Source organism: Sorangium sp. So ce1335, assembly GCF_051521615.1.
GTDB lineage: Bacteria > Myxococcota_A > Polyangia > Polyangiales > Polyangiaceae > Sorangium.
In genome coordinates, this window is sequence record NZ_CP150363.1 from 4,823,086 (window position 1) to 4,838,129 (window position 15,044).

Consider the following 15,044-nt stretch of genomic DNA (forward strand, 5'->3'; position numbering starts at 1 on the left):
CCTCCTGGCACGTTGTGCCGTGCGTGCAGCGGCGGTAGACAACAGGGATGCGTAGATTCCTCTCGACCTGCAAGCTCGTCTCGATCGCTGCCACCAGCTGCATCCTCGCGAGCACAGGCTGCGACTCCAGCGGAAAGTCTCCCTCTCCGGACCAGGCTGTTGTCACCGTCACCGAGGCCCGCGGCCTGGCCGAGGGCTCCACGGCGACGGTCGAGGGGGTCGTGACCGTCGCGCCCGGCACGTTCAACTCGGCGACCGGAGAGCAGGGCTTCGCCCTGCAGGACACGACCGCGGGCATCTACGTGAGCCTGCCCGACGCGCTCGATCTCGACCTCGATGACCGCGTGCGCGTCACGGGGCGGCTCGGTCAGACGGCCGAGCAGACGGTGCTCAACGCCGATGCAGCCTCGGTCGCGGTGCTCGACGGAACGGGATCCGTCGAGCCGACGGACGTGACGACCGGCGAGGTCGGAGAGGCCGTCGAGGGGCTGCTCGTACGCGTGAGCGGCAGCGTCACAAGGACCGTGGACGAGCAGCCCTACGGCGTCGAGGTGTACATCGACGACGGCTCGGGCGAGACCCAGGTCTACGTGCACCTCGTGGACGGCCAACCGGTCATCGAGCTGGCGTCGCTCGCTGTCGATCAGGTCATCGAGGTGACCGGCCTCGCCGCGCAGTACGAGGAGACCTACGAGGTCGCGCCGCGCCGGGCAGGAGACCTCGTGGTGCAGTGATCGCAGCGCCGCTCGATCGCGGCCAGGACGCCGAAGTGATCCGACAGGGTCGTCCGGATCGGCCGCCCGGCGGCGCTGATCGTGATCGGCTCGTCGAGGATGCGGCCCGCGCGCAGCGCCGCGTCGAGGCCGCGCACGAGCACGTGATCGAGCCGCCAGCCCGAGTCGTCCACGTCGCCCGTGCCGAGCCCGTCGTGCGAGAACGTCGCGCGACGATCGGGCTCGTCCGCGTCGCGGAACCCGGCGCCCTCCAGGCGGCGGAACAGCGAGGAGCCGGGCGTCGTGTTGAGATCGCCGAGGAGCAGCGCCGGCGCGCGGCCCGCCTTCTCGTCGACCCAGGCGACGAGGCGCTCGAGCTGCGGCGGCTGCTCCGCGCCGCCCGGCGACAGGTGCGCCGCGAAGACGTGGAGATCGCCGATTTCTGGCGCCGCGACGCGCGCGTACAGGGCGCCGCGCGCGTTCACGGTCGACTCGAACACGAGGATGTCGCGATCCTCGAGCGGCGCGCGCGCGAGGAGCCCCGTGCCGAACGAGCCGCCGTAGGCGATGAGCCCGCCGTAGCGCGATGACCGCCCCGGCGACGAGGCCTGCGAGGCCGTCGGCTCCCCGACGCAGCGGTCGACGATCTCGTGGATCGTGCCGACAGGGCGGCTCGCGATGCAGTTGAGGCACGGGGTGGGGAGGGCGAGGGCGGTCGTCGCGCAGCTCTGGACGACGCAGCGCGCGAGCGCCTCGTCGGTGAGCTCGCTGCATTTCGCCTCAGCGCACGCGACGAGCGGCCTCACCTGCGACGCGCTGCACGCCGCGTGCGCCGCCGGGTGCGCGGGCTCCGGCCGGAGCGCGTGCGGCAGGCGCGGCTCCACCGCGCGGCGGAGCAGGTCCCAGTGCGCGTCGAGCCAGAACTCCTGCACGAACAGGAGATCCACGTCGAGCGCGGCCAGCGCCTCGACGACGCGCGGCACCCGCTCCGTCGCGTACGGCAGCACCCCCACCGCGAGCCCCGCGTTGTAGGTGGCGACATGAAAGGGCATGGCGCGCGGCGATGCACGCGGTGTGCCCGGCCGCGCCGGGGTCGCTTCGAGCGCGCGGCGCCCCGATCCGCTGCGCTTTTTCGTGCGCGGCGGCGCGAGGTGCGTCGCCTGCGCCGCTAGCCCGCGGTCTCGGTGCGCCCGTCGGGGTACCGCGCGAAGCGGCCCTCCGCGCGCGCGTGCACCGGGTCGTCGCTCGGCCACGGCCACCCGCCGAAGCCGGTGCGCCGGTAATCGAGGAACGCCTGCTGGACCTCGGTCATCGACGTCATCACGAACGGGCCTTGCTGCGCGACGGGCTCGCCGATGGGCCTGCCCTGGAGCAGCAGGATCTCGGCCTCGTCGGGGCCGTTCTCGAGCAGCGCGGCGGCGCCGTCGCGGAGCGTGATCCGCTGACCCGCGGGTACGCGGCGAGCGCCGACGCGGAGCTCGCTGCCGCGGAAGAAGTAGAGCGCGCGGCCGGCGCCAGGCGAGGCGGCTGGCAGCGTGAACCGCGCGCCCGGCGAGAGCTTCAGCGTCCAGATCGCCACGTCGGCGTCCGCGCGCGACGCCCACGATCTCGGCGGCGGCGCCGGCGGGCGGAGCTCGCCGAAGCGGCCCGCGACGACGGTGAGCTCGGTCGCTCGACCCGCGGCGTCGCGCACGACCTGCTTCGGGATCGTGTCGCCCCACATCATCACGAAGTGCGGGTCGGCGAGCTTGTCCGCGCGCGGGAGGTTGAGCCAGATCTGGAAGAGCTCGAGCGGGTTGGGGCCGCCGCGCTCGACGAGCGGGAACATCTCGGCGTGCACGATGCCGCTGCCCGCGGTGAGCCACTGGACGTCGCCGCGGCCGTAGCGCGCCGTCGCGCCGAGGGAGTCCGAGTGGTCGACGAGCCCGCGCCGCACGACGGTCACGGTCTCGAAGCCGCGGTGCGGGTGCTGCGGGAAGCCGGGGACGACATCGCCGTGGTACATGCGCCACCCGTCCTTGCCCGCGAAGTCGCGCCCGATGGCGCGGCCGGCGAGCGATGCGGCCGGCCCCATCCGGTCGTTGCCCGCCGGGTACGCGTCGTCGTGGTGGACGCAGAAGAGGAACGGGTCGAGCGTCTCCCAGGGAGACCCGAGCGGGGCGACGTCGCGGACGACGTCCTGCGCGGCGAGCGCGGCGTCGTCGGCGCCTGTGGGCGAGGGCTCGGTGCGGGCGCACGCGGCCACGACGGGCGCGGCGGCGAGGGTGCCGAGGGCGGTGCGGCGATCCATGGCGACCATCGTAAGCCGCGCCCCGGAGGGGGACAACGGCGCCGCCGCGCAACGCGGCGTTGCGCCGGGGGCAACCCTCGTGGCGTCAGCGGGCGGGATCCATCCGCGCGAGGCGATAAGCGCCCACGGTGGCGGCGAGGGACGAGAGGACGAGCAGCGCGAGCGCCAGCGCGATGTTGTTGAGCGACTCGCCGAGGCCGACGATCCAGAGCCAGCGCGCGTCGGGCGGCACCGCGCCCATGAACGTGAGCGATTTGATGGCGCCGGCGACGAAGCCGAAGCCGCCGGCCATCAGCGTCAGGATACCGAGGCTTATCTGGAGCGGCACGAAGCGCCGCTCGGGCGAGATCGCATAGCGGACGGATGCGGCGAGCAGAAGGAGCCCGAAGACGAGCGTCGGGTACATGCCCCAGCCGCCCAGGTGAAACGCTTCAGCCATGACGAGGACCTCCTTGGTTGACGGTGCTGACATGCGGTGAGGGAAAAGGTTCCGGGGCAGAGGAGCCAGCTTCATCGCGGCGGGCGCGCCGTCGACGCTGGAGCTGCTGAAGGCGCCAGGGCCCGGCGCAGGCCTGTGAGGCGCGCTGCTTGCATGCGCGACGGCTTCGAGGTTAGCTTCGGGCGCATGAGCGGCCCATCAAGCTCGCCGTTGACGACTCAGACCTTCGATCTGCGGGAGTCCCCGGACAGCCGTGGAGTCAACTCATACCTCCTCGTCATCGGTGCTTCTTCGTCGTACCGGCGCGCGCTCCCCGACGACGGCGCGCTCGTCGTCGGGCGCAGCGACGACGCCGACGTGCGTCTCGACACCGCCGCGGTCTCCCGGCGGCACGCCAAGCTGGTCCTCTCCGGAGGGGAGGTCCGGATCACCGATCTCGGCAGCCACAACGGGACGCTCGTCAACGGCGAGCGCATCGAGGGCTCGCGCGCGCTCGGCTCCGGCGACGTCGTCACCATCGGCGACACGACGCTGATCGTCCGGCGCGAGCTGCCGTCCACGGGCGGCGCGATGATCGACATGGGCCGGCTGCGCCGGCGCGTCGAGGAGGAGATCGAGCGCGCCGCCGACTCGGCGCGGCCGTTCGGCCTGGCGGTCGTGTGCCTCGGGGCCGTGCAGATGCGCACGGCGCTCGAGCAGCGGGCGCTCTCGACGCTCCGGCTCATGGACATCGTCGCCTGGGACGGCGGCTCTCACCTGGCCATCGGGTTCCCCGAGCTCGGCGGAGAGGCGGCGCGCGCCGCGGCGCTCCACCTGCTCGAGGCGATCAGGCCGCTGGCGCCCGAGGCGCGCGCCGGGCTGGCCTCGTACCCGTTCGACGGCGGCGACACCGAGACGCTCCTCGCCGGCGCGCGGACCGCCGCCTCGATCGCCGCGCCGGGGGCGATCGCCTCCGCGTCGGAGACGGCCGTCCGGCACGTCATCGGCGAGCGCACCATCGTGGTGGCCGACGCGGCGATGATCCGGCTGTTCGAGCTGATCCGGCGCCTCGCGGCGAGCGATCTGCCCGTGCTCGTCCTCGGCGAGACGGGGGCGGGCAAGGAGAACGCCGCCGCCGCCGTGCACCACTGGTCTGCGCGGGCGCAGAAGCCGCTGATCACGCTCAACTGCGCCGCGCTCCCCGAGACGCTCGTGGAGAGCGAGCTGTTCGGCTACGAGAAGGGCGCGTTCTCGGACGCGCGGGCGCCCAAGCCCGGCCTGCTGGAGCGGGCGCACGGCGGCACCGTCTTCCTCGACGAGATCGGCGAGCTGCCCCTCGGCGTCCAGGCCAAGCTGCTCCGCGCGCTCGAGGCGAAGCGGATCACGCGGCTCGGCGACGTGCGCGATCGCGAGGTGGACATCCGCATCGTCGCCGCCACGAACCGCGATCTGGAGGCCGAGGTCGACGCCGGCCGCTTCCGTCAAGATCTGCTCTTCCGTCTGAGCGCCGCCGTCGTCGAGCTCCCCCCGCTCCGGCACCGGCGGCGCGAGCTGCCGATCCTGGCCCGCCTGTTCCTCGCCGAGGCGTGCGCGCGGGCCGGGCGGCCTGCGCTCGATCTCTCGGAGGCCGCGCTCGCCGCGCTCTTCGCGCACCCGTTCCCCGGCAACGTGCGCGAGCTGAAGAACGCCATGGAATACGCCGTCGCCACGACGGACGGCGCGGTGATCGAGCCGTGGAGCCTGCCGGAGCGCATCGCCGGGCTCGACAGCCCACCGCAGCCCGCGGCGAGCAGCTCGGCGCCGTCAGCCGCGGCGCCCGTCCGCTTCAAGCCCATCGCGGAGGAGCTTCGAGAGATCGAGTGCGCGCGCATGCGTCAGGCGCTCGACGCCGCGGACGGGGTGCAGAAACGGGCGGCGGCGCTCCTCGGGATGCCGGTCCGCACCTTCACGTTCAAGCTCAAGCAATACGGCATCTCCGCGCGGGAGGGGAAGCGGAGCCCGTGAGCGCCCGGGCGGGCCGCCCGCGCTGCCACGGACCACGGAGACGCGCCTCGTTTCACGGCACGGGCGTCATAGCAACGCACGTTCCATAGCTCTCGATTCCAGGTCGAGCGCGCCCGCGGCCCGGGTTGCGATGGCAAGGTTTGCCGCTCTGGCAATGTTTGCCAGCTCCTCGGGGCCACGGTGCGGCAAGGATTGCCGTCGCGGCGACTCCGCGGGATCAGAACACGAGCCGCGCCGACAGGCTCGCTGCGTCGAACGACGCGGCGGGCCGGAGCTCGACCTTCACGCCGCCGCGATCCTCGCTGCGGTAGGACTGTGGCCTGTTCATGAAGAGCAGGACCGTCCCCGTGATCGCGGTCGCTCCGCCGGCGACGAGGGCGCCGATCCCCAGCTGGTTCTCGAGCACGCTGGGATCGTACGCGTCGCTGTCGGACGTTTCGCACGACCGGATGCAGCCATTCCGGAGGCGCTTGTCTGTATCTCCGTGTTCCGTGTGGGCCTGCCACATCAGCCCGCCGCCCGCGAGGCCCAGGGCCGTGCCCGCCGCGAGCGTGGCCCACGGGACCCACGTGGCCCACCGTTGCCTTGTGACGACGGCATCGACGCTCAGGGCGAGCTGGCCCGAGGCCTCCTTGCCGGCGAACACGAAGATGGGTTTGACGACGGTGAAATAGCCGCTCTTTCTCGCCGTGACGACGTGCTCTCCCGGCAGGACCATCCGGCGCTCGGCGCCGGGGCCGACGAACCAGGGCTGGCCGTCGAGCAGCACGGTGGCGCCCGGCTCGTCACAGCGGATCTCGATGGTGGCGAGCTCCTGCTCGACGAGCGCTCGCAGCGCCGCGCGCGCCTCCTGCTCCTGCTCGGCGTCGAGCGAGCCGGGCCCCCAGCGCAGGGCGGAGCGCAGGCTCTCGTACGCGAGGAGCGGCAGCCCGATGTTCCTGAGCGCCCGCCCCAGGTACAGCCGTAGCTCGGGGTGCTCCCAGGACGCCAGCGCTTCTTCGTACTTCGCCCGCGCCTCCGCGAGCATCATGCGCCGGTGCAGCTCCCGCGCCTCCTCGAAGAGCACCTGTGCCCTCTGCTTCCGCTCCTCGGAGACCCCGTGGTGCCATGGTGGCACCGGCGTCTGGGCTCGCGCGGGCGCAGCGCACAGGGCCACGAGGGCGATGGGCAGGAGGAGCCGCGCTGTCGAGCGCACGATGCGAGCGGGGTCTTTGCGGATCGACGTCATGAGAGCCGAGCGCCTCTCTCCTCCGGGGCGTCCGTGGGACCTCCGCTCGCGCGCCCGTCCAGCGCGCGTCCAGGCTCGCAGCGCTCGCCGCGCGAATACCGCAATCGACGCGTCGAGCGCAAGGGTGTGACAAGGCGATGTTCGCACGGGGGCTCCGGCCAAGCAAGCCGGAGACCAGGTGTGCCGCCGACGCCTGGGCAGCGCGGATCCGGGTGATCCGAACGGAGGCCGTGTGGCAGGGGAGCGGATGGGCTTTGCCGGGTGAAGTGAAGGGGATACACGCGCGCGAGCCAACGTATATGCTGCCGTCGTGGCCGCGGTCGCTCGCGAGATGATAAGGACCCAGACAATGCCGGTGACGGCCGCCCCGCCGTCGTCCCCGGAGCAGGAGAGGCCGGCGCCGTCGGCGGGCGACCGCGTCGGCCACTACGAGCTCCTGCGCGAGCTCGGCCGCGGGGGCATGGGCGTTGTGTTCCTGGCGCGCGACCTCCGGCTCGCGCGCCTCGTCGCCATCAAGCTCCTCACGAAGCTGAGCAGCGTCCGGGTCCAGCGCTTCCTCGTCGAAGCGCAGGCGACCGCGCGCTGCAAGCACGAGCACATCGTGACCATCCACGAGGTGAACGAGCACGACGGCTTCCCGTACATGGTGCTCGAGTACATCGAGGGGCAGAGCCTCCGCGCCTGGATGAAGCAGCGCAGGCCCGCCGACGCCCCAGGCCGGGCGCGGGCGGCGCCGGTCCCGCCCGGCCTGGCCGTCGAGATGATGGTCCCGGTCGTGCGCGCGCTCGCGAGCGCGCACGCGTCCGGCATCGTCCATCGCGATCTCAAGCCCGAGAACGTCATGCTCGACGCGTCGGGCGCCATCAAGGTGGTCGATTTCGGCGTCGCCTCGCTGCGCGACGAGCAAACGAGCCTCGTGGCCGAGCGCCCGGACGCCGACGACGCGCGCCTGACCCGCACGGGAGCGCTGGTCGGCACGCTGCCTTACATGTCGCCCGAGCAGTGGGCGGCGAAGGAGATCGACGCGTCCAGCGACGTCTGGGCGGTGGGCATCATGCTCCACGAGCTCGTGCTCGGGGCGCACCCGCTCGCGCCGGCCAGGATGCCGGACCTCATCGCGGTGCCGCGCCTCGACGAGCCGATGCCCGAGGTCGGCGCGCGCCACCCGGAGCTCGGCGCGCTCGGGGCGATCATCGATCGCTGCCTGCGCAAGCGAAAGGCGGAGCGGTTCGCCTCCGCCGAGGAGCTCCTGGCCGAGCTCTTGCCCCTCTTGCCCGGACGCCGGGAGATCCACCTCGGCGCCGACGAGAGCCCGTTCGCCGGCCTGTCGTCGTTCCAGGAGGGCGACGCCGACCGCTTCTTCGGCCGCGCGCAGGACCTCGCGGGCGTGGTCGCGCGCCTGCGGAGCCAGCCGCTGCTCGCGATCGCGGGGGCGTCGGGGGTGGGGAAGTCGTCGCTCGTGCGGGCGGGGGTGATCCCGGCGCTCAAGCGCTCCGGGGAGGGGTGGGAGGCGATCGTCGTGCGGCCCGGGCGCGAGCCGCTGGCGGCGCTCGCGGAGCTCGTCAGCCACCCCGTCGTGGCGACGAGCACGAGCACGCAGGACTTCGCCCCGCAGGGCGGCGCGGCGGCGCGCGCGGCCCTGATCGCGCGGCTGCGGGCCGAGCCCGGCCTGCTCGGCGCCGCGCTGCGCGCGTGGGCGGGCCGCGCGCAGAAGCGCCTCTTGCTGTTCATCGACCAGTTCGAGGAGCTCATCACGCTCGGCGCCCCGGCCGAGGCGCGCGCTGCGTTCCTCGCGTGCCTCGAGGGGCTCGCCGACGACGCCTCGTCGCCGCTCCGGGTCGTCCTGTCGGTGCGGTCGGATTTCCTCGACCGCATGGCGGAGCACGAGCACTTCATGGCGGCGATGACCCGCGGCCTCGTGTTCCTGCGGCCGATGGGGCGCGACGGGCTTCGCGAGGCGCTCGTGAGGCCGGTCGAGGCGGCGCGGCACGAGATCGAGGACCCGGCGATGGTCGAGGGCATCCTCGACGCGCTGGAGACGACGCGGGGCGCGCTGCCGCTGTTGCAATTCACCGCGGCGAGGCTGTGGGAGATGCGCGACCGGGGGCGCCGGCTGCTGACGCGGGCGAGCTACGAGGCGCTCGGCGGCGTGGCGGGCGCGCTGGCGAGCCACGCGGACACGGTGCTGGCCGGGATGGGCGAGCGGCAGGCGAGGCTCGCGCGGGCGGTGCTGGAGCGGCTCGTGACGCCGGAGCGGACGCGGGCGGTGGCCAGCCTGGGCGAGCTCTGCGAGCTGCCCGGAGACCCGGGCGAGATCGAGCGGGTGGTGGGCCTGCTCGCCGACGGGCGGCTCCTTGCGATCGAGAAGGGGAGCGACCGCGCGGGCAGCACGGTGGAGCTCGTGCACGAGTCGCTCATCGAGCGGTGGCCGACGCTGAAGCGGTGGCTCGACGAGAGCCAGGGAGACGCGGTGTTCCTGGACCGGCTGCGCGCGGCGGCGCGGCTCTGGGATGCGAGCGGCCGCGCCGCGGACGCGCTCTGGAGCGGCAACGCCGCCAGGGAGGCGCGCGGCTTTCGGGAGCGCTACCGGGGGGAGCTGCCGGAGCGGGAGCGGCTCTTCCTGGAGGCGGTGCTCCGGCTGGCCGACCACACGCGGCGCAGGAGGCGCCGGCTGGTCACCGGGGTGATCGCGGCGCTGTCGATCCTCGTCGGCGTGGCGGGGGCGGGGGTCGTGACGCTGACCCGCCAGAACGGGGTGATCACGGCGCAGCTCGACGAGATCCGGCGGAAGGAGGACACGCTGACGAGGGCGCTCGCGAGCGAGGCGGCGCAGCGGAGCGCGGCGGAGCGGGCGCGGCAGGAGAGCGAGGCGGAGCGGCGGCGGGCCGAGCAGGTGCAGCGCGAGGCGGAGGAGGCCCGGGAGCGCGCCGAGGCCGAGGCCGAGCGGGCCCGCGTGGCGGCGGGCGTGGCGCGGGCGGCGCGCGACACGGCGCAGCGGTCCGAGGCCGAGGCGCGCGAGGCCGAGGCGAAGGCCACCGAGGAGGAGCGGAAGGCGAGGGAGGCGGCCGAGGCGGTGCTTCGGAGCAAGCGCGAGCAGGAGCAGCTCATCGAGCGGACCGCGGGGAAGATCAGGGAGAGGTTGAAGTAGCGGGCCGCAGCGGGGGCGCGCCGCGGGCAGGTGGGTGACGACGGGCGTCGCCACGCGGCGAGGCCGGCGCAGGCGTTGCCGCGAGGGGAGCGCTCCCTGCAGCGTACCGAGGTGCGGCGCGCTGCGCGGGAGCGTTCCTGAGCCCGAGGCCTGAGGCTGTGCGGCTACCGCGGCAGCGCCGTTCGCGTGTGACGGTAGATGGATCCGGCTTCGCCGACGAGAAGGGACGATCTCCCGGCGCCCCACACCGCGAGAAGACGGCGATCTGTCGTGGAGTTGAGCTTGAGCCAGGAGATCCCGTCGTAGTGCAGGAGCGTACCGAACTCTCCAACCGCGAAGACATCCCGCGGCCCGCTTCCCCACACGCTATACAGATCTGCCAAGGTGGTCGAGTCCATGACCTGCCAGTCCTGGCCGTCGTAGTGCAGCACCGTGCCGTCGCTGCCCACGGCGAAGACATCGTGCGGCCCGCTCCCCCACACGCCGTTCAAACGTTTCGATGTGGGCACGGGCTTGGCCTGCCAGTCCTGGCCGTCGTAGTGCAGCATCGTGCCGGCGTCACGCAAGTCGTCACCGACGGCGAAGACATCGTGCGGCCCGCTCCCCCACACGCCGTTCAACTTGGCCAACGTGGTCGAGACCATGGCCTGCCAGTTCCGGCCGTCGTAGTGCAGTATCGTCCCAGTATACCCCACGGCAAAGACGTCCTGCGGCCCGCTCCCCCACACGCCATAGAGCTCTTGGCCTGTGATCGGGGCCATGGCCTGCCAGTCCTGGCCGTTGTAGTGCAGCATCGCTCCGCCGGAGCCCACGGCAAAGACATCGTGCGGCCCGCTCCCCCACACGCCATACAGCCATGCCTCGGAGGTTATAGCGCGCCAGTCCTGGCCATCGTAGTGCAGGACCGTGCCCTTGTCACCCACGGCACCACGACCCACGGCAAAGACATCCTGCGGCCCGCTCCCCCACACGCCGTGCAGCCATGCCTCGGATGCGGGCGAGGTCATGGCCTGGAAGTCCTGGCCGTCGTAGTGCAGGACCGTGCCGCTGTCACCCACGGCAAAGACGTCCTGAGGCCCGCTGCCCCACACGCCATACAACCCTGCGTCCGGCGTGGGCAAGGCCATGGCCTGCCAGCCCTGGCCGTCGTAGTGCAGCATCGTGCCCGGATCCCCCATTGTAAAGACATTCTCCGGTCCGCTGCCCCACACGCCGGACAGCCTTGACACCCCGATGGGCAAGATCATGGCCTCCCAGTCGTCGCCGTCGTAGCGCAGGACCGTGCCGCCATACCCCACGGCAAAGACATCGTGCGGCCCGCTGCCCCACACGGCCCGCAAATCTGCCGATGTGGGCGGGCTGATGTCCTGCCAGTCGTCGCCGTCGTAGCGCAGGACCGTGCCGCCGTCCCCTACGGCAAAGACATCGTGCGGCCCGCTGCCCCACACGGCCCGCAAATCTGCCGATATGGGCGGACCGATGTCCTGCCAGTCGTCGCCGTCGTAGCGCAGGACCGTGCCGTCATCACCCACGGCAAAGACATCGTGCGGCCCGCTGCCCCATACACCAGATAACGTCTTCGATGTGGGCGAGAACATGGTGTGCCAGTCCTGACCGTCGTAGCGCAGGATCGTGCCCGCAGTGCCCACGATGAAGACATCGTGCGGCCCGCTGCCCCACACCCCAGAGAACGTTTCCGGTACCGGCGGGGTCATGGCGTGCCAGTTTCGGCCGTTGTAGTGCAGGATCGTGTCGTAGCCCACGGCGAAGACATCGTGCGGCCCGCTGCCCCACACGCCGGACAACCACTCCGATGTAACGGGCTCCTGCTGACGCCAGTTCCAGCTTCCGCACGTCGTGCTGGACAGGCCGTCGCAGGAGTTGGTGCACCCCGGGCGGCCGAAGTCGTACCTCAGGTACGCGCAGGATGTCGTGACTGGTATCTTGGTGTCGCAGAGCTCGTCCTGCGCCAGCTTCCCATCGCCGCAATGCTCCTCGCAGTCGTGCCTGCAGTACCCGCTGAACTCCGCATTCTGCTCGCCGCCGCACCGCGGGTTGGTTGCATCGACGTCGCCGGCGCCGCAGTCGCATGTCTCCCCGCGTATCTCATCGACGATGCCGTTGCCGCAGCGCTCGTCGGACATGCAGTTGGCGCTGCACCCGTCGCCGCCTCGGTCGTTGCCGTCGTCGCACACCTCGTTCCGCACGGGGTCGACGACGCCGTTGCCGCAGCGCTCGTTGGACATGCAGTTGGCGCTGCACCCGTCGCCCTCTAGGTTGTTGCCGTCGTCGCACACCTCGTTCCGCACGGGGTCGACGACGCCGTTGCCGCAGCGCTCGTTGGACGAGCAGTTTGCGCTGCACCCGTCGCCGTCGTCATGGTTGCCGTCGTCGCACATCTCGTTCCGCACGGCGTCGACGACGCGGTTACCGCAACGCTCGTTGGACATGCAGTCGGCGCTGCACCCGTCGCCGTCGTCATGGTTGCCGTCGTCGCATGCCTCGCCTCCCTCTTTGAGCCCGTTGCCACACTCATCGCCGTAGCCGGGGGCAACACACTTGTATGTGTCGCCCTCCTCGTGGCATCCATAGCCGATCGGGCAATATCTGTCGCCGCATAGTTTCCCGCTTTGGAGGCACGCCCCCGTGAGGGCAACCAGCGCCATCACGAACATGCTCGCCACGACGTGACGAGGCGCCCAGCCGCCCCGCGCTGGTCCCTTGACGTTCCCGTTTCTCCGCATGCCCCGTCTCCGCCTCCATGCCCTCATCTGCCCCTCGCTGCTTCCTCTCCCCGGCCCGATGACTCGCTCCGGGGTCGCCGATCCGCCGGCCGTACGCGACACGCCACTGTACGCCTCGATACCTCTTCCCGGGGAGCACGACACGGCAAGCCGCATACCACCCTGACGCCGTCGGTGCGGCCGGAATCGTGCTGCGGCGCCGTCCTGCGCCGCAGCCCGCGTGCCTCGAGGCGGCGCGCGGCGGCATCGGGCGCTGGCAATCCTTGCCTCACCGCGCCCCGCAACGATGGCAATCTTTGCCATGAAGGCAACGCTTGCCACGCGCGGGGCGGCCCGGGGCGCGAGAGCGGCCGTGGGGCGACCGCTCGGCGCGGCGGGATCGGCGCCCGGCGCAGCCCGCGCTGGGTCGCGCGGCCGCTCGCGCGGACGGTCGGCACGCCGGCTGCCAAGGCGCTCTGCCAGCCGGGCTCGCCGGCGATGACGAGAAAGGTGGGGAACATCTCCATGAAAACGATCAAGACCCTCATGCGCTGCGCTTCCTTCTTCGGCCTCGTCGCCGTGGCCCTGCCGGGCTGCTGGAGCGACGCCGGAGGGCCGGTGGGGCCCGAGGACATCCTTTGCGACAAGCTGGCCGAGTGCGGGAAGCTGAGCGAGGGCGTGACAGCCGATCGGTGCGCGGCCAACGCCCGCCTTGTCCACACCCAGGCGGTCAAGGAGCTGGGGGTCTGCAAGCCCGTCTTCGAGCAACTCCAGAGCCTCATGGCCTGTGTGGCGCAGCAGGAGGCCTGCGACGACACCCTCGGTACGGTGGCTGCCGACCTCCCGCAGGGCCATCCGTGCTTCGACGAGAACGAGAGCTACAAGCAGGCCTTGCAGGAGGTAGGGGCGGGGAGCAACCAGCCCGATGCAGGGACCCTGTGCGCCTTCCATCATGAAAGGGCCATGGGCCTGGTGACGACACCCGCGACCGGCCAGGCGTGCAAGAGGAACGCCGATTGTCCGGACGTCGAATGTCCGGACCCGGCGCTCGGGAGGGGCGGTTATTGCCAGTACGGCACGTGCAAGACGGCGATCGACCTCTGCGATGTGGGCGCGCCGGCCGCGCCTGTGGGCGCCGGAAGCCCTCCCATGTGACGAGGAGGGTGGGGAGCTCCCGCGGAGCGGGGCCCGCCGGGGCCCCTGGGCTCCGGGCGCCCGGACCGGTGGATCAGAAGACGACGTGAGCCGACAGGCTCGCCGCGTCGAACGACGCGGCGGGCCGGAGCTCGACCTTCACGCCGCCGCGATCCTCGGTGCGGTACGACTGTGGTCTGTTCATGAAGAGAAGGACCGTCCCGGTGATCACGGTCGCTCCGCCGGCGAGCAGGGCGCCGACCGCCGCCCGGTTCTCGAGGACGCTCCCGTCGTACTCGCCGCGGGTGGATGGCGCGCACGACGGGTCACAGGCGCTCTGGAAGCGTCGGTCTGCGTCCCCGTGCGCCGCGCCGGCGTGCCACAGCAGCCCGCCGCCCACGGCGCCCAGGGCCGCGCCTGCCCCGAGCGTCGCCCACGGGATCCACGCCGGCCACCGGCGCTCGGTGACGACCGCGTCGGCGCTCAGCGCGACCTCGGCCGAGGCCTCCTTGCCGGCCACGACGAGGATGGGTTTGACGACCGTGAAATAGCCGTCCTTTCGCGCCGTGACGACGTGCTCTCCCGGCAGGACCCACCGGCGCTCGGCGCCGGGGCCGACGAACCACGGCGTGCCATCGAGCAGCACGGCGGCGCCGGGTTCGCCGCAGCGCACCTCGACGAGGGCGATCTCCTGCGCCTCGATCGCCCGCAGAGCGGCGCGCGCCTCCTGTTCCTCCTCGGGCTTCAGCGACCCCGGCCCCCATCGAAGCGCGAGGCGCAGACTCTCGTGGGCCAGGAGCGGCAGCCCGATGCTCTTCAACACCCGTCCCAGGTAGAGTCGGAGCTTCGGGTGCTCCCAGATGGCGAGCGCCTCTTCGTACTTCGCCCGCGCCTCCGCGAGCCTCACGCTCCGGTGCAGCGCCCGCGCTTCGGCGAAGGTCGCCTGCGCTCGCTGCTTCCGCTCCTCGGAGATGCCCTGGTGCCACGGCCGCGGCGCTGGTGCGGGGGACGAAGGTTCGGTGAGCGAGGGCGAGGACCATGGCGCCTCCGTCGCCTCGGGCAATGACGGCGGCGCCGGCGTCGGGGCGGAGGATGCTGGAGGCGCCGACGCCGGCGGCGGGGCCGAGGACGCTGGAGGCGCCGACGCCGGCGGCGGGGCGGAGGATGCTGGAGGCGCCAGCGTCGGGGCGGAGGACGACGACTCCGCCGCTGGCGGCGCCGGCGGCGTCTGGGATCGAGCGGGCGCGGCGTGCAGGGCGACGAGCGCGACCGCCAGAAGGAACGTCGCCGTCGAGCGGACGATGGGAACGGAGTGCTCGCTTGTCGTCGCCATGGCAGCCACGTGACTCTCCTCCAGGCCGACCTGGATGATGAACGATGCTCCAC

General features: G+C 72.3%; 11 protein-coding genes. 5 read left to right on the forward strand and 6 right to left on the reverse strand.

Features of this window, described 5'->3' with window-relative positions:
• Positions 1 to 47: 47 nt before the first annotated feature.
• Positions 48 to 734, forward strand: coding sequence for a DNA-binding protein (locus tag WMF24_RS17700; RefSeq protein WP_437737597.1), 687 nt, complete (start codon positions 48 to 50; stop codon positions 732 to 734).
• Here WMF24_RS17700 and WMF24_RS17705 read toward each other — a convergent pair.
• The 3 genes from WMF24_RS17705 to WMF24_RS17715 form a co-directional block, all read right to left on the reverse strand.
• On the reverse strand, positions 689 to 1,765 hold the full coding sequence (locus WMF24_RS17705) for an endonuclease/exonuclease/phosphatase family protein (RefSeq protein WP_437737598.1): 1,077 nt from the start codon (positions 1,763 to 1,765) through the stop codon (positions 689 to 691). The two genes, WMF24_RS17700 and WMF24_RS17705, sit on opposite strands and share 46 nt — an antisense overlap.
• Before the next feature lie 116 nt (positions 1,766 to 1,881).
• On the reverse strand, positions 1,882 to 3,012 hold the full coding sequence (locus WMF24_RS17710; protein ID WP_437737599.1) for a pirin family protein: 1,131 nt from the start codon (positions 3,010 to 3,012) through the stop codon (positions 1,882 to 1,884).
• A 76-nt stretch (positions 3,013 to 3,088) separates the two neighbouring features.
• Complete coding sequence (locus tag WMF24_RS17715; protein ID WP_437737600.1) at positions 3,089 to 3,442, reverse strand: hypothetical protein; 354 nt, start codon at positions 3,440 to 3,442, stop codon at positions 3,089 to 3,091.
• Between the two features lie 210 nt (positions 3,443 to 3,652).
• Between WMF24_RS17715 and WMF24_RS17720 the strand changes: the two genes are divergently transcribed.
• Complete coding sequence (locus tag WMF24_RS17720; RefSeq protein ID WP_437737601.1) at positions 3,653 to 5,425, forward strand: sigma 54-interacting transcriptional regulator; 1,773 nt, start codon at positions 3,653 to 3,655, stop codon at positions 5,423 to 5,425.
• A 217-nt stretch (positions 5,426 to 5,642) separates the two neighbouring features.
• Here the strand turns inward: WMF24_RS17720 and WMF24_RS17725 are convergent, their stop codons facing one another.
• Complete coding sequence (locus tag WMF24_RS17725; protein ID WP_437737602.1) at positions 5,643 to 6,620, reverse strand: hypothetical protein; 978 nt, start codon at positions 6,618 to 6,620, stop codon at positions 5,643 to 5,645.
• Between the two features lie 382 nt (positions 6,621 to 7,002).
• Here WMF24_RS17725 and WMF24_RS17730 point away from each other — a divergent pair, with 382 nt between their 5' ends.
• The gene (locus WMF24_RS17730; protein ID WP_437737603.1) at positions 7,003 to 9,801 is read left to right on the forward strand and encodes an nSTAND1 domain-containing NTPase; all 2,799 of its coding nucleotides are present in this window, start codon (positions 7,003 to 7,005) and stop codon (positions 9,799 to 9,801) included.
• Positions 9,802 to 9,965: 164 nt separating this feature from the next.
• On the opposite strand, the gene WMF24_RS17735 is transcribed toward WMF24_RS17730, so the two are convergent.
• Entirely contained in the window at positions 9,966 to 12,476 is a 2,511-nt protein-coding gene (locus WMF24_RS17735; protein WP_437738816.1) for a glucosyltransferase-I, read from the reverse strand.
• Positions 12,477 to 13,049: 573 nt separating this feature from the next.
• Here WMF24_RS17735 and WMF24_RS17740 point away from each other — a divergent pair.
• Positions 13,050 to 13,679: a hypothetical protein gene (locus tag WMF24_RS17740; RefSeq protein WP_437737604.1), complete on the forward strand. Its 630-nt coding sequence runs from the start codon at positions 13,050 to 13,052 to the stop codon at positions 13,677 to 13,679.
• Positions 13,680 to 13,752: 73 nt separating this feature from the next.
• On the opposite strand, the gene WMF24_RS17745 is transcribed toward WMF24_RS17740, so the two are convergent.
• Positions 13,753 to 14,565 carry a hypothetical protein gene (locus WMF24_RS17745; RefSeq protein WP_437737605.1) on the reverse strand — a complete coding sequence of 271 codons (813 nt, stop codon included), beginning with the start codon at positions 14,563 to 14,565 and terminating at the stop codon, positions 13,753 to 13,755.
• Positions 14,566 to 14,677: 112 nt separating this feature from the next.
• Between WMF24_RS17745 and WMF24_RS17750 the strand changes: the two genes are divergently transcribed.
• Complete coding sequence (locus WMF24_RS17750; RefSeq protein WP_437737606.1) at positions 14,678 to 15,004, forward strand: hypothetical protein; 327 nt, start codon at positions 14,678 to 14,680, stop codon at positions 15,002 to 15,004.
• Positions 15,005 to 15,044: the final 40 nt, after the last annotated feature.